At 67.2% G+C, this 20,940-nt stretch carries 21 protein-coding genes; 11 read left to right on the top strand and 10 right to left on the bottom strand.

From position 1 onward, the window contains the following. The first annotated feature begins 196 nt into the window (after positions 1–196). Both ACIQLK_RS14120 and ACIQLK_RS14115 read left to right on the top strand, forming a co-directional pair. Positions 197–985: an ATP-binding cassette domain-containing protein gene (locus ACIQLK_RS14120; RefSeq protein WP_400365565.1), complete on the top strand. Its 789-nt coding sequence runs from the start codon at positions 197–199 to the stop codon at positions 983–985. Next, positions 982–2,250, top strand: coding sequence for a sugar ABC transporter permease (locus ACIQLK_RS14115; RefSeq protein ID WP_400365563.1), 1,269 nt, complete (start codon positions 982–984; stop codon positions 2,248–2,250). Before ACIQLK_RS14120 ends, ACIQLK_RS14115 begins: the two co-directional genes overlap by 4 nt. Before the next feature lie 68 nt (positions 2,251–2,318). On the opposite strand, the gene ACIQLK_RS14110 is transcribed toward ACIQLK_RS14115, so the two are convergent. Next, positions 2,319–2,699, bottom strand: a complete 381-nt coding sequence (locus ACIQLK_RS14110; protein WP_400365561.1) for a hypothetical protein — start codon at positions 2,697–2,699, stop codon at positions 2,319–2,321. Between the two features lie 60 nt (positions 2,700–2,759). Here ACIQLK_RS14110 and ACIQLK_RS14105 point away from each other — a divergent pair, with 60 nt between their 5' ends. Then, positions 2,760–3,890: a class I SAM-dependent methyltransferase gene (locus tag ACIQLK_RS14105; RefSeq protein WP_400365560.1), complete on the top strand. Its 1,131-nt coding sequence runs from the start codon at positions 2,760–2,762 to the stop codon at positions 3,888–3,890. 3 nt (positions 3,891–3,893) lie between these two features. Here the strand turns inward: ACIQLK_RS14105 and ACIQLK_RS14100 are convergent, their stop codons facing one another. From ACIQLK_RS14100 to ACIQLK_RS14090, 3 genes are read right to left on the bottom strand one after another with little or no spacing between them, the layout of a single operon-like run. After that, positions 3,894–4,355 carry a DUF3817 domain-containing protein gene (locus ACIQLK_RS14100; protein ID WP_400365559.1) on the bottom strand — a complete coding sequence of 154 codons (462 nt, stop codon included), beginning with the start codon at positions 4,353–4,355 and terminating at the stop codon, positions 3,894–3,896. A 43-nt stretch (positions 4,356–4,398) separates the two neighbouring features. Next, positions 4,399–4,812, bottom strand: coding sequence for a hypothetical protein (locus ACIQLK_RS14095; protein WP_400365558.1), 414 nt, complete (start codon positions 4,810–4,812; stop codon positions 4,399–4,401). Next, positions 4,809–5,234 (bottom strand): MarR family winged helix-turn-helix transcriptional regulator, encoded by a 426-nt coding sequence (locus tag ACIQLK_RS14090; RefSeq protein WP_400365556.1) that lies wholly within the window; start codon positions 5,232–5,234, stop codon positions 4,809–4,811. The genes ACIQLK_RS14095 and ACIQLK_RS14090 overlap by 4 nt, the downstream gene beginning before the upstream one ends. 84 nt (positions 5,235–5,318) lie before the next feature. Between ACIQLK_RS14090 and ACIQLK_RS14085 the strand changes: the two genes are divergently transcribed. From ACIQLK_RS14085 to ACIQLK_RS14065, 5 genes are all read left to right on the top strand, one after another. After that, a complete protein-coding gene (locus ACIQLK_RS14085; RefSeq protein ID WP_400365555.1) occupies positions 5,319–6,467 on the top strand; it encodes a hypothetical protein in 1,149 nt (382 codons plus the stop codon). After that, positions 6,467–6,949, top strand: coding sequence for a hypothetical protein (locus ACIQLK_RS14080; RefSeq protein ID WP_400365553.1), 483 nt, complete (start codon positions 6,467–6,469; stop codon positions 6,947–6,949). The genes ACIQLK_RS14085 and ACIQLK_RS14080 overlap by 1 nt, the downstream gene beginning before the upstream one ends. 71 nt (positions 6,950–7,020) lie before the next feature. Further along, positions 7,021–7,359: a YciI family protein gene (locus ACIQLK_RS14075; RefSeq protein WP_400365551.1), complete on the top strand. Its 339-nt coding sequence runs from the start codon at positions 7,021–7,023 to the stop codon at positions 7,357–7,359. Between the two features lie 79 nt (positions 7,360–7,438). Beyond that, the gene (locus ACIQLK_RS14070; RefSeq protein ID WP_400365549.1) at positions 7,439–7,771 is read left to right on the top strand and encodes a YciI family protein; all 333 of its coding nucleotides are present in this window, start codon (positions 7,439–7,441) and stop codon (positions 7,769–7,771) included. Positions 7,772–7,775: 4 nt separating this feature from the next. After that, positions 7,776–9,071: an RNA polymerase sigma factor gene (locus ACIQLK_RS14065; protein ID WP_400365547.1), complete on the top strand. Its 1,296-nt coding sequence runs from the start codon at positions 7,776–7,778 to the stop codon at positions 9,069–9,071. Positions 9,072–9,399: 328 nt separating this feature from the next. On the opposite strand, the gene ACIQLK_RS14060 is transcribed toward ACIQLK_RS14065, so the two are convergent. The 6 genes from ACIQLK_RS14060 to ACIQLK_RS14035 all read right to left on the bottom strand — a co-directional run bounded on the left by ACIQLK_RS14060 (position 9,400) and on the right by ACIQLK_RS14035 (position 18,414). Beyond that, positions 9,400–10,086 carry a hypothetical protein gene (locus ACIQLK_RS14060; RefSeq protein ID WP_400365545.1) on the bottom strand — a complete coding sequence of 229 codons (687 nt, stop codon included), beginning with the start codon at positions 10,084–10,086 and terminating at the stop codon, positions 9,400–9,402. A 95-nt stretch (positions 10,087–10,181) separates the two neighbouring features. Then, positions 10,182–12,257, bottom strand: coding sequence for a P-loop NTPase fold protein (locus tag ACIQLK_RS14055; protein ID WP_400365543.1), 2,076 nt, complete (start codon positions 12,255–12,257; stop codon positions 10,182–10,184). Positions 12,258–12,476: 219 nt separating this feature from the next. Continuing rightward, positions 12,477–14,585, bottom strand: coding sequence for a zinc-ribbon domain-containing protein (locus ACIQLK_RS14050; RefSeq protein WP_400365541.1), 2,109 nt, complete (start codon positions 14,583–14,585; stop codon positions 12,477–12,479). Continuing rightward, positions 14,575–15,648, bottom strand: coding sequence for a TniB family NTP-binding protein (locus ACIQLK_RS14045; RefSeq protein ID WP_400365539.1), 1,074 nt, complete (start codon positions 15,646–15,648; stop codon positions 14,575–14,577). The genes ACIQLK_RS14050 and ACIQLK_RS14045 overlap by 11 nt, the downstream gene beginning before the upstream one ends. A gap of 8 nt (positions 15,649–15,656) precedes the next feature. After that, positions 15,657–17,651, bottom strand: coding sequence for a Mu transposase C-terminal domain-containing protein (locus ACIQLK_RS14040; RefSeq protein ID WP_400365537.1), 1,995 nt, complete (start codon positions 17,649–17,651; stop codon positions 15,657–15,659). A gap of 25 nt (positions 17,652–17,676) precedes the next feature. Beyond that, the gene (locus ACIQLK_RS14035) at positions 17,677–18,414 is read right to left on the bottom strand and encodes a TnsA-like heteromeric transposase endonuclease subunit (RefSeq protein WP_400365535.1); all 738 of its coding nucleotides are present in this window, start codon (positions 18,412–18,414) and stop codon (positions 17,677–17,679) included. Positions 18,415–18,513: 99 nt separating this feature from the next. Between ACIQLK_RS14035 and ACIQLK_RS14030 the strand changes: the two genes are divergently transcribed. The 3 genes from ACIQLK_RS14030 to ACIQLK_RS14020 all read left to right on the top strand — a co-directional run bounded on the left by ACIQLK_RS14030 (position 18,514) and on the right by ACIQLK_RS14020 (position 20,934). Next, a complete protein-coding gene (locus ACIQLK_RS14030; RefSeq protein ID WP_400365533.1) occupies positions 18,514–18,963 on the top strand; it encodes a hypothetical protein in 450 nt (149 codons plus the stop codon). Between the two features lie 245 nt (positions 18,964–19,208). Then, positions 19,209–20,021 (top strand): metallophosphoesterase, encoded by an 813-nt coding sequence (locus tag ACIQLK_RS14025; protein WP_400365532.1) that lies wholly within the window; start codon positions 19,209–19,211, stop codon positions 20,019–20,021. A gap of 34 nt (positions 20,022–20,055) precedes the next feature. Beyond that, a complete protein-coding gene (locus tag ACIQLK_RS14020; protein ID WP_400365530.1) occupies positions 20,056–20,934 on the top strand; it encodes a hypothetical protein in 879 nt (292 codons plus the stop codon). Positions 20,935–20,940: the final 6 nt, after the last annotated feature.

The following is a 20,940-nucleotide window of genomic DNA, read 5'->3' as shown; positions in this document are numbered from 1 at the left end:
CGGGCCGGGGGGCGCGGGGGGCGCGGGGGCCGCCCCCCGCGGGGGGGGGGGGGGGGCGGGGGGCCGCCCCCCCCCCCCCCCCCCCCCGGGGGGGGGGGGGGGGGGTGGGGGGGGGGGGGGGCGGCCCCCCCCCCCCCCCCCCCCCCCACTCCCCTCTGTCTGCGCCGATCCCCCTCGATCTCTCAGGAGAACCCGCATGAGCGAACCCATCATCGAACTCCGGCACGTCACGAAGTCCTTCGGTCCCGTCAGCGTCCTCAAGGGCGTCGACCTCAAGGTCCGTCCGGGCATGGTCACCGCCCTCGTCGGCGACAACGGCGCCGGAAAGTCCACTCTCATCAAGGGCCTCGCCGGTGTGCAGCCCTACGACACCGGTCAGATCCTCGTCGACGGGAGCGAGGAGCATCTCCGCACGCCCCGCGACGCGGGCGCCCTCGGCATCGAGGTCGTCTATCAGGACCTCGCCCTCTGCGACAACCTCGACATCGTCCAGAACATGTTCCTCGGTCGCGAGGAGGTCAGCGCCGGCACGTTCGACGAGGGCCGCATGGAGAAGGAAGCCTCCGACACCCTGCGGTCCCTGTCGGTGCGGACGGTGAAGAGCGTCCGGCAGAAGGTGTCGAGCCTCTCGGGCGGCCAGCGCCAGACCGTCGCCATCGCGCGAGCCGTCCTGAAGAAGGCCCGGGTCGTCATCCTCGACGAGCCCACCGCTGCGCTCGGCGTGGCACAGACGGAGCAGGTGCTGAACCTCGTCCGTCGCCTCGCCGACCAGGGCGTCGCCGTGGTCCTCATCAGCCACAACCTGGCCGATGTCTTCGCGGTCGCCGACGACATCGCCGTCCTCTACCTCGGCCAGATGGTCGCGCAGGTGCCGACCACCGAGTCGACCCGCGACGAGATCGTCGGCTATATCACCGGAACCAAGGTCCCGCCGGGCGTGCAGCTCGTGGGCACGTCCACGATCCCCGTCGGAGGCGACGCATGAGCACCAGCACCCGGACCGCAGCGGCCCCCGACCCCGTCGCGAGCGATCTCATCGGCAGTGGCGTCGAAGGCGGTGTCGGAGACCAGATCAACGCGTGGTGGCAGCGTGTGCGAGGCGGTGAGATGGGCGCCCTCCCCGCCGTGGGCGGCCTCATCTTGCTCGTGATCCTCTTCAGCGTGCTCAGCAGGTTCTTCTTCACCCCGGTCAACTTCGCGAACCTCATGAGCCAGGCAGCGTCGCTCGTCGTCCTCGGCATGGCGCTCGTGTTCGTCCTGCTGCTGGGCGAGATCGACCTGTCGGCGGGCGTTACCGGCGGTGTCGGCGTGGCTGCGTTCGCGGTGCTCAACGTCAAGTTCGAGTTCCCGTGGCCGCTCGCACTCGCGATCGGTTTCCTGATCGGTCTGGCCACTGGAGCGCTGATCGGATTCCTGGTGGCGAGGATCGGCATCCCGTCGTTCGTCGTCACCCTCGGCCTGTTCCTCGGATATCAGGGGCTCGCGCTCCTCATCATCGGCGCGGGCGGGCTTTACCCGATCCAGGTGCCCGAGCTGCTCGCACTGCAGAACGGTCGCATGCCGATCTGGGCGGGATGGGCGATGCTCGTCGTCATGCTCCTGATCTCCGGAGGCCTGTCGTTCTGGGACCGTCGCCGTCGCACCCGGGCCGGTGTCCCGAACCGGCCCATGGCGCTCGTGTGGGCGAAGCTCGCCGTCATCGCACTGTTCGGCGGTGCCGCGGTGTTCGTGCTCAACCTGAACCGCTCGCAGTCGATCATCCCGATCGAGGGTGTCCCCATCATCGTTCCGGTGGTGCTGACGATCCTCTTCATCGGCACGTTCGTCCTCGACCGCACCCGCTTCGGCCGTTACGTGTACGCCATCGGCGGCAACGCCGAGGCCGCACGTCGCGCCGGTATCAAGGTGCGGTGGGTGAAGTGGTGGTGCTTCGTCGCCGCGTCCGGCCTCGCTGTCGTCTCGCTTCTGTTCGCGCAGACCCGCGTCGGATCCGTCGATGGTGCCGTAGGACGCGACGTCGTGCTGTCGGGTGTCGCAGCGGCCGTCGTCGGCGGTGTGAGCCTGTTCGGCGGTCGCGGTCGTCTGATCCACGCCGCGATCGGCGCGCTCGTCATCGCGGTCATCATCAACGGCCTCGGGCTGCTGAAGATGGATGCCGGTTTCAACCTGATCGTCACCGGCGGCGTCCTGATCCTCGCCGCCACGGTCGACGCCCTGTCGCGACTGCGGACCGGCGGAGTCAGAACCTGATCCTCTCGTGATGCGACGATGCCCTCGACCGTTTCCGGTCGGGGGCATCGTCGTATGCGCGGGCCGAGTCAGTCGCGCGTGGACCAGAGCGCCCACGCGACGAGCACGGGCTGGAACAGCAGGCGGCGCCAGCGCGCGGTGTCGCTGTCGAGCGTGAAGCCGTCGCGCTTCTTGACGGCCTGGTCGAGATTCCCGGGGAAGATCGCGACGAAGAAGGCCGCGAGGATGACGCCGATGCGACGCCGCTCCTTGGGCAGGACGACGAGCGCGGCACCCAGCATCATCTCGACGGCGCCGGAGGCGACGACGACGCCGTCCTTGTCGATCGGCAGGGTGTCGGTGACGAGGTCGGGGACCTGAGCCTGGAACTCCTTGCGCGCCCAGAACAGGTGGCTGAGTCCGGCGAACACCATGGCGCCGGCGAGAACCCAGCGAGCGATTGTCTTCATCCCCCGAGTATCCCCCGCCGAGGCGACGATCCGGCCGACGCCCTCGCCTACGCTGGTCAGGTGACGCGACCCGCCCCGTTCCCGTTCGAGCGGCTGTCCCGTCGTCCCGACGTCGAGGCGCCCGACCTCATGGCCTCGGATGCCGCCGACCGCCTCATCCTGGACGAGTCCGCCGACCTCCGCGCCCGCGCACCGGCGGGTTCGGTCGTCGTCCTCGGGGACGCCTACGGCGCCCTCGCCCTCGCCGCTGCGCACGATGGAGCACGCGAGGTGCGCGTGCATCAGGACGCGCTCGCAGGCGAGCTGGCGATCCTGCGGAACGCGGAGGAGCTCGGTCTCCGGGACGCCGTCGAGACCGTCGCTCTCGACGCCGATGCCGTCCGGGACGCCCGCATCGTGCTCCTGCGACTCCCCCGGTCGCTCGACGCCCTCCGTGACATGGCGGCGCTCATCGCCGCCCACGCCTCGCGCGACGTCGTCGTGGTCGCGGGCGGTCGCCTCAAGCACATGACGCTCACCATGAACGACGTGCTCGGCGAGCACTTCGGCCGGATCGACGTCTCGCATGCCCGCCAGAAGTCACGCGTGCTGGTCGCTCGCGACCCCCGGAAAGGTCAAGACCCCGTCCCCGCAGAAGGGCGGGAGGGCGACCTCGAGATCCGCGCCTTCGGCGGCGCGTTCGCCGGGGCTCGTCTCGACCTCGGCACGCGCCTGCTCCTCGCTCACCTGCCCGCGCAGCCGACGGGCGGAACGCCCGACGACCCGCTGATCGACTTCGCGTGCGGAACCGGCGCCGTGGCCGCACACCTCGCGCTCCGGCATCCCGCCGCAGCGGTGTACGCGTCGGATCAGTCGGCTGCCGCGGTGGCCTCGGCTCAGGCGACGGCGGCGGCCAACGGTGTCGCGGACCGGGTCGAGGTGGTCCGCGACGATCTGCTGGCGAACCGGGCCGCGGCATCCGCGTCGTTCATCGCGCTGAACCCGCCGTTCCACAGCGGTGCGGCGGTGACGGATCGGCTCGCGCCTCGCCTGTTCTCCGATGCCGCACGCGTGTTGCGCCCGGGGGGCGAGCTCTGGTGCGTCTGGAACTCGGGCATGAGGTACCGCGGCGAGCTCGAGCGGATCGTGGGACCGACCCGCCAGGTGGCGCGCGACGCGAAGTTCACCGTCACGGTGTCGACGCGTCGCTGACGATCAACGCCCTCCGGGAGGGCCGACGATCAGCAGCACGACGTAGAGGGCGACGACCGCGACCACGATGACGGCGATCAGGATGCCGGCGTGCCGCAGGAACCAGCGCAGCAGCCGGTCGACAGGCCGCCGGTCACGGGGATCCGACGTCTCGTCGAGGCGCCACGCGCCGTCGAGTCGACCGCTCCGCCGCAACCACATCTCGACCGGGAGCGTCGCGTAGGGGACGACAGCCGACCCCACCGCGAGAACCGCCGTGCCGATCCCCCACCTGTTGTTGAGGGCGACGAGGAGCGCCGTCGCCCCATAGGAGAGGAAGACGAAACCGTGGATGCCGCCGCCGATCGTGACGGCGACGGCAGGACCTCCGACCGCGCGGACGATGAGGCCAGCGATGAGCAGGGTCCAGGAGAACATCTCGGCGACGGCGAGGATGCGGAAGATCGTGTGAGGAGTGCGGAACACGCCTTCAGCCTACCTGAAGGATGCCGGACTCCCCGCCATCGCGTCAGCGACGCGTCGACCACACCGCCCACGCGACCAGCAGCGGCTGCAGAAAGAGCCGGCCGAATCGCTTCGCGTCGGAGTCGAGACCGGGGACGTCCCTTCGCGAGCGCCAGTGATGGATGTTGCCCGGGAACACGGCGACGAACAGGGCTGCGACCGCCATCCCGACCCGGCGCCGCTCGCGTGGCAGTGCGAGCAGGGCGACGCCGAGCACGATCTCCACCACGCCCGACGCGACGACGATCGTGTCCTTGTCCGTTCGCAGGAGGCGGGTCGACCAATCGGGGACCGCGACGCGGAATCCGCGCCGCAGAACGGTCACGTGCCCCAGCCCCGCTGCGGCCAGGAGGACGGCGAGCAGAGCGCGCGCGGCACCGCGGAGGGCCGCACGGGTCCGGCCGCGGCCAGAGGTCATTCGATCACGCCCGCGCGGATCCCGCCCAGGGAGTCCGCGATCCGCGGGTACGACCGCGACAGGGCGTCATCGAGGCGCTCGAGGCGGTCCTGCGCGTCGCGGAGGACCCGGGCTCCGCGGTCGGTCACGCTCAGATCGCTCGCCGCACCCGCTTGGGCCGTCGCGTCGGCGACCAAGCCGTCGTCCACGAGGGCATGTACGGCGGCGTGGGCCGACTGAACTGTGATCCGCGAGCGGCGCGCGAGCTCCGAGAAGGAGATACCGGGTTCCGCCCCGATGTGCCCCAACAACCCGAACTTCCGGGTGGAGATACCGAGGTCGCGGAGCTCGGCGGCGAGCTGCGCCTCCCACGACGCCGAGACGGCGAGCAGCGCGATGACGGGGCTGAAGCGCGGTGCGTCCTCTACGGGGGTATCTACCACGGCAGAAGTCTATGAGTGACCTGCGTCCAGGGTCAGTATTCAAGAGTGACCGGACTGGTCCCGCGGACCTCTATCATCAGCGGTATGCTGCGCGCGCTCGCCCACCCCGCTGTCGCGCTGACCGCTGCCGCACTCTTCTTCTTCGCGTCCGTCCACCCGGCCGAGGACGCCCTCGACTCCCCCGCCCCGGCGCCGCTTCACACCGGCGACGCCGACCCCCACGCCGCGGCGACGTGGTGGTCGGGTCTGTCCAGCCGAACGCAGGCGGACCTCATCGCTTCGAGCCCCGAGCGGATCGGCGCACTCGACGGTCTCCCCGCAGATGCGCGCGTCGCGGCCAACCGCGTCGCGGCCCGGGATCGGCTCCGAGAACTCGAGACGACCCTGACGACACTCGCGCGTCGAACCGCCACCCCCGCATCCCGGACCGAGCTCGAGCCGCTCCTGCAGGAGCGCTCCTACCTGGCGAGGGTCGTCAGCGGCGACGTGAAACTGTACCTCTTCGCCCCGGGCTCGGGTGCCCTCGTCGAGATGACCGGGAATCCGACGACCGCGACCGGCATCCTCCTGGTGGTCCCGGGGACCAATGCGTCCCTGCGGAGCTTCATGGTCCCCGACCCGGTCACAGCGTTCGCCGACTGGCAGGTCGACCACGCCGATCCGACGACACCGGTACTCGCGTTCACCGTCCTCGCAGCGCCGATGCCGCAGCTCTCGATCGACCTCGCCTCGGGCCCGCAGAACAACACGATCGCCACAGCAGCGGGCGCCAGCTACGCTCGCATCGTGAAGGGTATCGACGTCGCTTTCCCGGGCATGCCGACCCTCAGCTACGAGCACAGCGCCGGGTCTCAGGTAGGCAGTGCCGCAGAGGAGGACGGAGCGCGTTTCGACGCGCGCTTCCTCGCCGCCGGCGTCGGGGCGACCGACGGCTACACCACCTCGCCGGGGACGGCCTACTACGCCGCCCAGGCGACGGACGACATCAACCGCCTGTACGCCGGCTTCCAGGTCGGCGACATCGGCTACGGCGTCGGACCCGAGGAGTTCGCCGGGATCAAGATCATCGATCCCGGCCTGTCCGACGTTCCGCCGTCGGCCCCGGGGGGCATGCTCGCCCGCGGGCTGACCCTTCACAATCGACTCTTCAGCGGTGACGCGACGGCCAACGGGACCGTGCTCACCGATGTCCGACTCCTGCTCACATCGCTCGCACGGAGCCGCGCGGGCTGATGATTCCTCGAACTGCCACGGCAACGGCGCTCGTCGGCATCCTCTCCCTCCTGCTCGCCGCGTGCACTCCGGCGCCCACGCCGACGTACGCGTCGGTGCGCACCGACGCCGAACAGGCCGTCGCTGACGTCGTGGCCGCTCTGCCGGACGGCACGCGATTCACCCGGAGCGGCGACGTCACGTCGACTCCGTGCGAGAGCGACGCCGGCGCGCCCACCGGTCCCGATGGGGCCGCCTTCGCCACGGTCCAGGGCGCAGCGGTTCTACCCGACGCTCAGGACGCCGCCGCGGTGGTGACCGACCTCCCTCTCGCTCTCGGTGAGGACTGGGCGGTCGAGCCCGCGGGGATCGACACCGCGGTCGCGACCGTTCGCCTGAACCGAGCCGGGACCGGGGTGTCGGTGGACGTGACCGAGCAAGCCGGTGACGGTTCGGCGACGCTCGACATTCTGGCCGTCTCGCCCTGCGGCCAAGTCGACTGACGGGTCGCGCCGGCTGTCCTCTGGGCAGCTGAGCATCCGTCGTGTAGTCAGGAACAACCGAAAGGGACGCCATGCGCTACATGATCACGATCTTCACCGACGACGACGCCCGGAGCCAGTGGGATGCGGACCCCTCGGTCTTCGACGACGCGCACCGGCGGGTCTTCGAGGACCTGCGGGCGTCCGGCGAACTCGTCGACGGCAACGAGCTCGACCCCGACGACGCCGTCGTCATCGGGACGCACCGAGGTGAGTCGGTGTCCACCCGCGGACCGTTCACAGAAGGCGTCGAGATCATCGGCGGCTATTACATCGTCGACGTCGTGAACCGCGAGCGGGCCGTCGAGATCGCCGAGAGCCTCGGCGAGACCCGATTCTCGCCCGTCGAAGTCCGTCGGTTGATGCACTGAGCGAGATCTTCGCCACGAAAGTCCTCGGGGGCGCCGTGCCTGCGTCGTCCCTGACAGATCGACCTCGAAGGAGACAACCATGGAGTACTTGCTGTTCATCGTCAGCGATCCCGCCGCCCCGACGTACGTGCCGGAGGAGGACGACATCGAGGACTGGGCCGCGGACCTGGACCGTCGCGGCGCGGCCCGCGTGGGCAACCGCCTGCGACCGCCGTCCGACGCGACGACCGTCACCGTCCGCGACGGTCGCACCATCCTCACCGACGGTCCCTTCACCGAGACGAAGGAATGGATCGCGGGCTTCGATCTGATCGACGTCGCTGACCTCGATGAGGCCATCGAGATCGCGGCGCGGCATCCGATGGCCCGCTTCGGACGTGTCGAGGTACGCCCCGTGTGGCCACTCGGATGAGCGTATGACCGGAGATCCGGCGGCCGTCGCGGTGGGCACGGTGCTCGCCGAGACGGTCGCCGCCGAGCGTCTGCGAATCGTCGCGAACCTGATCGGTCGCACCGGCGACTGGGAGCTCGCGCAGGACGCGATGCAGGATGCCGCGGCCAGCGCCCTCACCGCGTGGGTGCGCACCGGCATCCCCCGCAATCCGGCGGCGTGGCTCACGACGGCCGCGCAGAATGCCGCCATCGACGGTCTCCGCCGGGCATCGACGCGGCGGACCACCGCGCGCAGAGCCGCGGTCGAGGCCGCGGTGGATCTCGATCAGGCACGCACCGCCGCGTGGGAGGACCCCGACGCGCACACCGAGGCGGCCGTCGACGACGATCGCCTTCGCCTCATCTTCACCTGCTGCCATCCCGCGCTCTCGATGGAGGCGCGGGTGGCGCTCACCTTGCGCACCGTCGTCGGGCTCGATGTGAACGAGGTGGCCCGGGCCTTCCTCATCTCCCCCGCCACGATGCAGAAGCGGCTCGTTCGCGCGCGAGCGAAGATCCGGGATGCCGGCATCCCCTACCGGGTACCGGCACGGGAACAGTTGCCGGCGCGCACCGACGCCGTCCTCGCCGTCCTGTACACGCTGTTCACAGAGGGGTACTCCAGTGGCGGGGACCTCGTGCGCCCCGCTCTGGCAGATGAGGCGATCCGTCTCGCGGGACTTCTCGATGTCCTGATGCGGGACTCACCGCACCTTCCCGAGGTGCGTGGACTGCTCGCGCTCATGCTCTTCCAGCACTCGCGCACCGCGGCGCGACTCGACGCCGAGGGCGACCTCGTTCTGCTCGCCGATCAGGACCGCACGCGCTGGGACGCGCGGATGATCGCCGACGGTGTCACGGCGCTCGCTGCGGCTCGGTCCGTGCGGCGCCGCATCGACGGCGTCGAGGGGCCCTACCTGCTGCAGGCCGAGATCGCGGCGCTGCACGCGACCGCCCCGTCGCCGGCCGAGACGGACGTGGCGCGCATCGCCGACCTCTACGGTCGCCTCTCGCGTGTGGCGCCGTCACCGGTCGTGGACCTCAACCGTGCGGTCGCCGTGAGCTTCGCGGAGAGCCCCGAGGCGGGGCTCGCCCTGCTCGCAGAACTGCGGGGCGGCGCACTCGACAGCTATCACCTGCTCCACGCGACCGTTGCGGACCTCTTGCGTCGGGCGGGCCGGAGCGGTGAGGCGGCGGCCCACTACGGGCGCGCAGCGGACCTCGCTCCGACGGACGCCGAGCGCCGGTTCCTGCGACGACGGGCCGCCGAGTCCGCATGAGGCGAGGCACTCGCCCTCGCTGACCGTGCTCCGATGCAATGGATCCGAGGCGACACGCCGTTCCCCGCGCCCGCGGGCCGGCGTGTCACGTGCGATCTATTGCATCCGTCACCGGGGCAGACTGCCGGAACGAGAAAAGACCCCCGGCATCCGCTCGTGTGAGCAATGCCGGGGGCCCCGTCGGGTCTCCGTGCTATGGGGCGTCAGACTACTTGATCCCGATTTGACTTAGTTGAGCCATGCAAACCCTAGCTCGTGGTCCGCCCCCACGCGCTGAACGCGTCAACTTACTTGACCTCGTGCGCAGTGCTTAGAGATTGCGTTCAACTCAAAGGCCACTCACCCGTTCAAACGGGGCGTAATCCTCTGATGAAAGGCGCCTCCGTGATCGCCACGCACCAGGCAACAAGATGTCGCCCGGTCCGCAAGAGTTCGGAGTGACTGCTTGATGGCGGCTCTTGTCTCCGCCCTCCGAGTGCATATCGCCGAACCACGGGCCGCCCTCGTTTCCCCGAACCCATAGCCAGCGCCTTTTGGCCCAGTACACGAGCAGCGCCGGGCGAGGCGGATACCAGAGCACGCCCGCTTGCGATGGATGAAGGAGCGGTGCGTTCCTTTCCCGCCGCCGAGGCGTATTCGTGATCTCCAGGTATCGGAGTGGTTCCTCGAACCCGGCATAGAACTCCACCGCAGCCCAGTAGGACACCGCCCCCTCGCGCTCCTCGAATAGCGCGAGCGCCTCAACGGTCAGATCGTCGTACTGTTCGCGAACTCGAGCTAAAGGCTCTGAGGTGTTGCTGATCCACGCTTCCTCATAGAGCCCGTCTCGCACGGCGCGGACAACGAGGTTCTCGGCGCGCCCCATCAGGGTGACGATCTGCATCCGTCGCCGGCGACGAGAGGCGATCGAGCCTCGGACCGCACGGAACGCCTCCGCCGCTAGCCACAAGCCCACTCCGACCGAGAGCGGTGCCCAAAACCAGCTGATCAGGTTCTCAGAAAAGATCTCGCCCATGCCCCGGACGATAGTCGGTGCCACCGACGCCGTTGAAGCGCAGCCCGACGCCGGCGCGCGAGCCAGCGCTCAGCTGGCAGGACTTAAGGATGCTGCTAGACGTCGCCCCCAGGGATATACGCCGCCAAATGACCTCTGACAAACTCGTCCCTTTGCGCGTCGGTCACCCAAGGGGACGGCAAGTCGTCGCGGGGGACGTGCTCGCCCGTAACTTCAGCTTGCGCGCGGGGAGCATGTCTTTCACGGACGGCTTCGGTGACCGCCACCTCCAGCGCATTTCGGTTGAATGCAAGTTCCCAGGTCCGAGTGCCGCCTAGCACCTCGGTGAACATGACAAGGGACTTCGCGAGTGAAAAGTATCGCTCGTAGTCGTCTACCTCGTCCGAGAACATAGATCGGACATGGTCGTCACCACGGACTCGTGCGATGAGTGCGATCAGATTCCCCAGACCGTTGGGGTGTGCCTCGATCGTCGCCCGGACCGCCGCGAACTCTTCAAGCAGGACGTCCACAACCATCCGCTCGATCGCGGCGCCGCGTTCCCCGTCTTGCAGCAGCGTTTTCGCACGAAATGCAAGGAAAATGAGCTCGATATCCGCCATTCGACCACGAAGGTCGCCCACTGTTAACACCCGAGATTCGAGAGCGATCGTCACTTCCCGATTGGCCCAGTTTCGCAAGACTGCTGCCGTCGACGTAACACCGCCAGCGCCGGCTTTCGCGACCCTATCGAGCACGTAGTCGACCAGCTCCTTCGAAGTCCCGCCCTCCTCGCGGCGGAACGCGTAGGCGCGATTCAAAGCGACGACGGACGCCTCGCTACCGGCGTCGATGAGCGCTGCGAGTTCTCGGGTTCTCAGAGAGGTTGATCCGTCCCGCAGTTGCCTCACAGCGTCCTCGATCAACTTGTCGCTGACATCATCCTCAGGGAGAGCCAAGAGCAAGTACCGACCTAGGTAGCCCCGCTCTGAGACACCGCGAGCGTGCGGAGTAAAGGCGGAGAACAAGCTCGCCTCTACGCCCTCGAACATATAACCGAGCACTTGCAGCACTTGAACGCTCGGGCGCATCGGTCGAGTCGTCTCGATGCGGGCCAGCCATTCATCGCGAGTGATCTTTGTTGACTCGAGGATGGCAGTCTGCGAAGGTGTCGTGCCAGATCTGAGCTCATTCTCCCAACGCGGAAGCATCTCCCAGACCCCGTGCGCGTGAAGCCTCAGCCACGTGAGAGCGAGGTAGTCGAGGACGTCGAGTTCTGCGGTACGAACGTGGTCTGCGAAGGTCAGTGCCTGTGATCGGAACCGTTCGAGATTTCGAGGCGTCCGCATCGTTGGCGCGATTATCCCGATCAACTCGGCTTCGCGCTGTTCGATTTCGTCGAGGAGGTTGAGCCCGGTTTCTGCCAGCACTTCCCGGACGATCACTCCTGTGCGACGAAGTGCAGCGGCGTGCGAGACCGGCGGGATCTCGAACGGGTATTGGACGATCTTCTCCATGAACGAGCCTGACCGCCCGACGGCTCCGCTGGCTCGCAACATCTCGGCCACGGTCGATTCGTCGTACGCGAGGAGGTAGTGCACTCCTCTGAATCGCCCCAAGAGCCTCACAATGCGAAGCAAGCTCGTCAGCTCGTCGCCATGAAGTCGATCGACATCGTCCACAACTATGAGAACCCGGACGCCGATACCGGAAACGAGGCTCGCGAGTTCCTCGAACTGCTGGTGCCACGGGGGGCGAGCGGCCAGCAGTTCAAGCGCCGCGGATGCACCACCGGCCGCAGCTGCCCCGACTAGCGGAACTGCGTTGAGGAGCGGCGCAGCTAATCCCGCGTAACGCGCAAACTTCTCTCTTCCGGCACCCCCCGGCTCGACCCCGAGCGCGCTCGCTAACGTTGAGGTGAACTCGGCAGACATGGCCGCGGAGTCTCCGGCAGACCACGGAGTGAACCACGCGATGTGCCACGTGTCGTCGAGGTCTCTCTCGATCTGCTCGATGATCGAAGTTTTCCCGGAGCCCCACTCCCCGACCAGCGCGAAGACTGTGCTTGGATCGGCGCTGGTCGCCCGTTCGATCTGCGATGCGACGGTCCGAACGAAAGGACCGCGCCCGTACTCATCGGGTCTTCCCTCGGCGATGGGGTTGTCGGACCATACGGAGCGATCGTCGTTCACCTGATCCACTCTGCCAAAGCATGACCCGCACGAGCGCCATTGCCTCAAGTTCTTCGCTGGTGAGAGCGCGCCATTCATCGGCGAGCAACGGTACAGAAGTGGATGATGGCGTCGAGCATGAGTCCGACCGTTTAGTCGGCACCTCTGCCTAACGCGTTGGTCATTCTCTCCTATGCGCGACGGTGCGGCTGCCTGGACTCAGCTCAAACGCACCGCAGGTCACCGCGTTGCGATGCAGATAGGACAGCCTCGACCCCTATTCGCTCGCGCGTCTCCGGTCGACTGCCATTCGTGGCCGCAGACGCCGCATTCCCAGTGAATATTGTGCCCCGTGCCGGCAACGACGTTGGCGGGTGACTTCGGCCCGTTCTTGCTTCGACTCATCTCGGCGGCGAGGTCCGGGTGGGTGGTCTGCATGTCGTTCCAGCCTGGCCACACCTTCTTGTTGGAGCAGAACGGACATCCCGTTCGCGACCTGACACGGTTGTCCCCGGTCGCCATCCACTCATGAAGACGCTCGCACTGCCACCACAGCCTCTTGCTCGTCCCGGCCACGAAGGTGTGAGCGGTAACGCCCGGGTTCTTCGTGGGATGCAGTTGGGCAGCGAGTTCGGGGTGGGTGGCAGCCATGCTGTTGTGACCCGCGACCCCTCGATTCGAGCAGAAGCGGCAGCCGATTCCCTTTGCGACGCTCGAGATCGCTGCGTCGTAACTGTGCCCGGCCGCTGAACAAACCCACCACGCCGCCTGGTTCGACCCTGCCATGACGACCTCGGGGGTGAGGTCGCCGTTGCGGGTGTAATCCCAGAGCGCTGCCACATCCGGATGCGTGGCCGCGAGGCAGGTTGATGGGTGGGGCTTCTGCCTCGTACAGACGTGACAACCTCTCCCCCGCGTTCGGTTGACCGGGGCGGTGACGAACGGGTGACCGTACTCTCGGCAGCGCCAGGCGACAGCTCGTTCGCTCCCCGCGAGGACCTGGTCCGGCTTGAGACTCCCGTTCGCTCCCCAGTCCCATTCCGATTCGACCAGGTCCGGGTGCGTTGCTGCCAGCGAGTTGACGTCGGCCGACAGGACCTTGTTGCTGCAGATGCCGCACCCTGACCCCTTGGTCGTTCGAGTGTTGGGGGTGGCGGAGTACCGATGGCCTGCAGCACAGATCCAGGCCCTCTGCCTACCGGACCCTGGGAACACGTCGCGCGGTGTCACACCGTCGTTCCGTTCGTAGTCCCACTCGGCCGCGAGGTCGGGATAGACGTCCGCCAGGGTGTTGTGACCGAGGAGCAGCCGCTTGTTGGCGCAGTAGCCGCACCCGCCGCGTTCCCCGCCGGCCGACACCACGCTCACGGCCGCCATGAAGCGGTGGCCGTTGAGGCACACGTAGTCCGCCTTGTCGTTGGACCGAAGAGACTGCGCGTAACGCGTCTGCCCTCGGTCGATACCGACCAGCTGGAGCAGCTGCTGATGGCGGGATCTCGGATAGGTGCTGGAACGCAGCTGCGAGAACCAGGGCCCGAGTGCTTCGGCACTCTCCTCCAGCGGGATTCCCGAGAGATCATGCGGTCCATCCGAGGGCCGCAGGGCCGTGGACCGGAGGAGCATCCACAGTGCGTCCGTGAGGACGACCGCGTCGGTCTCTTCAGAGAGGCGTGCCACGCCCGCCCGCAGCGTCTCATATCTCTTTTCGAGGGGCACGACGCTATCGAAGTAGGCAGGTATTTCCCGGGGATGGAGCAGGGTAGCCAGGACGCGAATGGAGAGGACGAAGACCCTGGCGTCGCTGTCACGGCCGTGGGCGTCCGGGCCGAGTGCTGCGCGAACACAGTCCGACACTTCTGCGAGCCGGTGCGCGTCGGCTGAGCCGTTTCGACGCAGTCGCCGGTGCTTACGGTCAGCACGAACGACGTCCATGCCGACAACGAACTGGTCACCGGTCACGGTGCCGGGGCCGACCCACATGCGGTGACGAGCGCAGACGCGGGGCCCGTCATGAGCGCCCTCGTCGATGACCTGACCGCGAGCGCAGAGCCTGCACGCGAAGCGGTCGCCGAGACCGGTCCAGCACTTCGGGCACGTCGTACCATCGCCGTGGTGGGCGGCGCGAGCCTGCTGGAAGTGGTTTTTGCGAAGTGCGCCGAGCTTCTCGAGCAGGCGTTCGCGGTCTCCATCCTCCTCGAGCTGGTGGTCGCGGATGACCGCATTGATGAAGGTGTTCCAGGCCCGCGCCGGGTAGGCGTTCGCTTCGCGAAGACGTCCCTCGAATGATGCGGGGACTTCGAACTGGGTCGGTCGCACGCGGACGAGGAGGGGCGCGATGTCAGGCAGCATCTTCCGCCTCCTGCTCGGAGCGGGTTTCGACTGAAAGTGCACGATTCAGGTTGCTTTCTGTTGTGAGGTCGAGCGAGATGGTGTCGAGAAGCTGCTTGGTGATCTGCTCGTCAGCAGGTTTGCCGGCGTCGATTAGGTCAGTGGCGGCCGTCGTCAGCAGGCTCGCGAGCGCGCCGATGGAGCCGCGGGTTCGCTTCCACAAGTAGTCGGCGAGGGGCAGCAGCGACTTCGGCTCGTGAGAAAGAAGACAGAGCTGACGCTCGAACGAGTACACGACTCCGCCCCACAGCCGCCTCTCGTCCGCCGTGCTCACCCCGAGCTTGCCGAGCCGCACCAGCTTGGAGCGGGAGGCGAACTGCGTCCCGAGTCCGTTCCCACCCAACAGAGACTTCTCGAGGTCGATGCCGACATAAAGGGGCACGCACGGAACCGCGTTCAGCAGGTTCTTGATGGCTTGCGATGCTTCGGAGTGGCCCCGGTTCGAACCGAGGTTCTGGAACTCGTCGATGCAGACGAGGGAAGTTCGTCCCCGGACCAGGGCCTCGGTGACGACCTGCGTTCGCTCCTCGAGCGTCATGCGTGGGTGACAGGGCAGGTCCATGAACCGCATGAACCGGCCCATGATGCTCTTCGCGGTCGCGCCGGGCGGTACCTCCAGATAGACCAGCGGCAGGTGGCCCATGCTTTTCCAGTCAGGGTAACGCCGCTCGTGACGGCGGAGGGCTTCGACCATCGCGTGGTAGGCGCCGGTGGTCTTCCCGGCCGTCGGTGGGCCACTCAGCACAACCCCTACCCGTCCGATGGGCCGGTGGGCGCGCGACGAGGCGCGGCCCACCTCTCGCAAGAGCTCGGTGAGAGCGGGGGTCTTCACGACCACGTCGGTGACCACGTGACGAAGGCGTCGCATGTCGTACTCGGCTCGCTGCTGCGGGCTGAAGGCTTCGTACTCGTCAAGGGTGACCGAGTCGAAGGCCGGGGTGACGAAGCTTTCGAGCAGGGGGATGAGGTTCGAGTGCCGGTCGAAGTGGCCGGCGCTCGCGTCGGATGACCAGAGCGTGTCCATCAGTTCTCCTAGAAGGTGTCGAGTTCCATGAAGTCGGAGTAGTCGTGGGGCGTCTTCGGCTTAGTCGCGCTCCCCCGGGTCTGCTTTCGCCGAGCGGCCGCATGCTGGGCGCGCGCCAGCTCGGCCTCGGCGGCGGTTCGCTCCCGCATCTCCCGAACGGCCTCACGACGCAACCGGACGGTGAGTTCGTCTGCCTCCCGGTCGGTGAAGCCGGTGTTCGCTTGTGACAGTCGGGCGGCTTGTTCGACGTGCTGTCGCTCGTGGGGGCGGGAGAGCCCGGCGTCGGACGACCACACGCAGGGGACCCAATGGTCGTCTTCCGTGTGACGCACCCAGACCTGCGAGAGGTCCTCCGGGTCGAAGTGCACGTCGTACTGCACCGGCTCGTCGTTGTCGTCGCGCTGGTTGCGCATGCCGGTCAAGTGGGGGCTGTCGTACTTGCGCCCCCGCAGTTCGATGCCGTCGGGGCGGATGGTCCGCTTGGCTCGGGGCATGAGGGTGATGAAGTCTTCCTCTTCGAGGGCAACGAAGAAGTGACCGGTGAGGTCGAGTGAAGCTGCGTACATGGAGTTTGGGGTGTGCCGGAGGGTGGGCTGATACGGGTCAACGAGGGCGGAGTGCTGCCTGTTCTGGTAGACCACCGCCACCCAGCGGTCGAAGAGCTGAGACACCGTTCGCAGGTCGAGGGGGCGCTCAGCCCACGCCTTCGAGCCGAGGTCGGCGATGTTGCTGCCCACGTAGGCGGGGAGGAACCGGGCGAACTTCTTGGAGATGGTGCCGAACAGCCGTTCCACGTGCGCTTTCGTCGTCGGGTTGTGGATGGGCGACTCGGTGAGGTGAATGCCGTACCGTTCGCAGGTCTCCCGGAGCACGACCGACCGGTAATCCGAGCCATTGTCGATGACGAGGCGGCGCGGGAAGATGTAGGGGCGGTGCGTATCCCAGTCGCCCTGCCTCATCTCGTCGTCGAGGTGCGGCGCCCACGGCATCTCTGGAAGCTCGAGCTCGGCATAGTGCTTGCTCCAGGGGCGCAACTTTCGCGGCACGAGGGTTCGGGCGATGAGGACAGCGTGGTCGGTGCCGGTGGGCGCGGACGCGGTGAAGTTGAACCCCATGATGGTCCGGGTCCGCTTGTCGACCATGACGGACAGGTGGGGACGACCGATAGAGCCGTCGGGGAGCAAGACCGCCGCATCGAACACGGTCGTGTCTATCTGGCACTCGTCGCCTGGGCTGGTGACGAGGCGGGGCCGGAACGGACGCTGCGGGGTGAGCGCCTCCTTCTGCCTCCGCGCGCCGCCTTTGGTGGGGTTCTTCTGGCCGGTAAGCATCGAGACGTAGCGTTCGATGCTCGACGGGGAGGGGAGCTTCGGGCGCTCGTCAGGGTCCGGGTAGTTTTCGATGAGCACCTCACGCAGCTCGGCTCGGATGGCGGAGTAGGAGGTCTTAGACCTGCCTTCGTAGGACGCCAGCAGCTTCGCGAGCTCCGCCAGCAGGTCGGGGTCGATGAGCTTCTCCAGCGGCTTGGCGTCTTTCGCGACGCGCCCGTCGACCAGCCCAGACGGGCCCTGCTCGCGATAGCGCTTCAGCTTCCGTTTCAGGGTCGGGAAGGACATGTCCAGGCCGAGCTTGTCGAGCTCGGCGAGCTTGCTCTCGAGACGCCGCTTCATGGGGAGGTGCGTCGCGTACTGGGCGCGGGGCTGCCCTCCGTCGGGGGCCGTACCATCGAGAATCTCCTGGAGGTGAGGGATGAGGATGCGGGCGTCTTCATCGAGGCGGTCCAGCTCTTCGGCGACCGAGCCGACAGGCTTTGCCGCGCTGGTCTCGAGCGGCTTCCCGGGAGGCAAGACACGGGCCAGCTCGGCGTGGTCGAGAACGATGTACTGGTTGGTGAATTGGTTGCGGAGCCGGAAGGCGCCGCTCGCGAAACCGACCAGGGTGTAATCGGCGTCGGGCAGCTCAATGGTCTGGCCGAGGGTGATGGTGCGGGGGGCGGTGGGCATGGTCTTTCCTTTCGGAAGCGAGCCGTCAGGCTGCTTCGATGAGGGTGTCGTCGGTGAAGGGGCGGTCGAGGGCGAAGATGATGTTCCTCTTCCACATCAGGTGGTAGATGGCCGGGAGCGCTGCGGCAGGGAACGGCCGATTCGCGGAGACACGGAGCTCTCCGAACGTGCGGCACGAGTTCGCGAGGGTGAGCAACCGACGCCGCTCCACTGGCGACGGGGCGAATCGGGGGTGTGCCCACCGAGCGAGTAACTCCAGGTTCCACCGCTCGGTGTTGGTAACGGCGTCGAGCAACTCGTAGCTCCAGCCCACGCGTTCGCAGAGGGCCGCGGTCAGCTTGAACTTCTTCTCATCCGACTCGGTGGTCATCGCCTTGATGTGCACGTCAAGGAGCCAGCGCGAGCCGTCAGCACCGGTGATGAGAAAGTCGGGGTGGTGGTGCGAGCCGTCGGCGAAGGTGAGCAGAAGCGGTTGCGCGAGAATCTCAGCGATTTCGTAGAGGTGGTCGACGAGCATGAGGCTCGTGAACTCCGTCATCGACTCGTGCCAGACGTGAGCCTGCATGCCGGCGCACCAGTAGTAGCCTTGGTGAGCCTGCTGCCCGACCCACTTACCGGCTCGCCGGCTCAGCTGTGCCGGTTTGATGTCTCGCACTGATTCCGGGCCAGCGACGCGGACGGAGTGGGTGCGGTGCTTCGCGTCGAGCCACTCGATGCGGTCGAAATCTGCGACTGTGCGCTTGATGTATCGGTTCTTCGTCATGATGTTTCTCCCATGCGTGCCGATTCGCGAAATCCGGGCCCAGAGCCGAAAAAGTCACGCCCTTGGCGGAAATACACGCCATTGGCTAGAGTCTTGTGGGTGCCCAGCCCGAAGTACGTGCCCAAACAGTTCCTGATCGACCCCGCGGACTTCGGGCGGAAGGGCGAAACACAGTGGGTCACCCCGGACGAGACGTGGTCGCGAGAGAGCCGTGGTCGGCTACGCGCGGCGCAGTTGCAGCACCGGGTGGCGCACTCTGTCCGGGTGAAGTTCCTGAGGAACCCGAAGGCTCCGATCCGGAAGATGTCGCAGCTCGCCGAGGCCCTTGAGATCCGTTACGGGAAGCTGCAGCCGATGCTGGCTGGCGATACGGTCATGCAGCTCGAGGACTTGGGGCGCTTGCTCGATCACTTCGGTCATTGGCTCGAGCCGGCGCTGCTGAGCGCGGACGCGGCGAAGGTCGCCGACGTGATCAAGCTCGCTCGGACACAGGCTGCGGAACGACGGCAGCCTACCCAGGCCACGCCAGCGCGCCCACCCCTCAGGTAGCTCGCCACCCGTCAGGGGGAACGGGATCGTAGAACTCGCAGTTTCATATGCGGCTTTTTACCCGCAACCGTGGTAGGGCGCAAGGGCTCCCTTGCGCGACAGGGCGGTCAGCCGATGACGAGTCCGGAGTCGTGGACCCTTGACAGGATTGCAATGCGCGCGGATTATTAGCCGCATTCGCCGTCGCGATAGCCGGCGATGGCCTCCCCTACCAAAGGCGGTCAGGCGAAACGACAGGAGCGAGCATGCTGGACAAAGTCTTCGAATCCGCCGCCTTCATGGACCTGCCCGACCGGAGGATCGCCATCTCTGGCGACTGGCACGGGAATCTGAGCTGGATCCGGACCGTCGCCCGTGCGATCGCGGTGCTCGCGCCCGACGTCACCACCGTGATACAGGCAGGTGACTGGTGGTCGGATGATCGCGACGTGGACACGGCGTTTCGTGAAGCCGGGGTGTCACGCGTCTGCACCGTGCTGGGCAACCACGAGCCTTGGGGCGCCATCTCTCCTCTATTCGCGCAGCACCCTGGAGAGGCGATCAGGATTTCGGAGCTGCAGTGGCTTCTCCCCCGGCCCTACCGACTCAACATCGGCGGGCGCAGCATCCTCTGCTTGGGCGGCGCCACATCGATCGACCGTCGTTACAGAACGGAGGGGGTCGACTGGTGGCCCGAAGAAGCCATCACCGAGGAAATGGTCGAGGCCGCGGCCAGTGGCGGCCCAGCAGACATCATGATCACGCACGAGTCACCGGCGGGGACCCCTGTCCGCGCTGTCCAGAACATCTTGCGGACCAACCCTCTGGGCATCCCCGAAGCGGAGCGGCTCGCATCGGCGGCGTCTCGCGTTCGCGTGAAGCAGGTATGGGACAGCGTCATGCCTAAGCTCCTGGCGCACGGTCATATGCACCAGCCCGGTGGTGGTGTTAGGGCCGACGGTCGACGAGTCGCGAGCCTCGGCTGCGATCTCCAGCAGGGCAACCTGGTCTTCCTCGACCTCAAGACTCTAGAACTCGAAGCACCTAGCCTGCGCGAGATTCGCGCCGCGGCGTTGTGATTCGTCATCAATGCGAGAGCCGAGGGTATCCGTGGTGAGCGCTGACCGCTACCGGCCCGTAGTCGCGATCGAGGTCGAAGGACTCCTCGCGGTCCTCAACGACACGGGCCGACTCCCGAGTTCAGACCGATGGCCCCTCAAGGTTGACGTCTATCGCGACATGATCCCCGAAGAAGCCTGGTACAGGCCGCGCTGGGATGAGGACGATCACTGGGTCCGCTGGTTCTGGATCTCCCGGACCGGCGTCGATTGGGTGAAGAGCCTTCTCGGCGACGGAATCGACGTCGTCTGGGCCTCACAATGGCACGGCGCCGCCAACACGTGCTTCGGGCAGCGGATCGGGTTGCCAGAACTCGACTCGGTGCGCCACCGAGCGCAACGCGGATTCTTTGAGACTTCCGAGTTCGAGACGTCGCCGCTGCGGGAGAGAAGTGACGGACGCCCTCTGCTCCTCATCTCTCGGATCGCATCGCGCGACAGCGGTGACGGACTGATGCAGCTCCGACGCCCCCGCGACAGAGCAATCACCGCCCTACGGACCATCAGCTGGGAGATGGGCCCCACGCCCGAGGTGCTCGCAGATATGGACGCGTGGCTCACCCTCGCCAGCGACCCCGCGGGACAGGAAGCCCTTCGCGACCAACGCCGCCGCGACCTTGCTCGCGCCCGACGCCGAGCAACGCCCTCGGACGCGATTCAGCATCGGCTCCCCCAGTGGGAAGCGGTCGAACGGATCATCGCGCGAGACCAGGCCATCAACGCGTGGGCCTTGGAGATCGTCGACTCGGTTCGGAAGGCGCTCTTCGACCTCGGCCTCGAGCTGAGTGACCTCGGCCCGCCGAGGCAGGCCGCCGATCAGATCGTCGACGCGTTGAAGACGGTCTACCGCCGCAACCACGACAATGGCGAATGACGCGAA

Source organism: Microbacterium sp. NPDC091382, assembly GCF_044757025.1.
Classification (GTDB): Bacteria; Actinomycetota; Actinomycetes; order Actinomycetales; family Microbacteriaceae; genus Microbacterium.
This window is presented reverse-complemented; position numbering and strand designations above follow the sequence as displayed.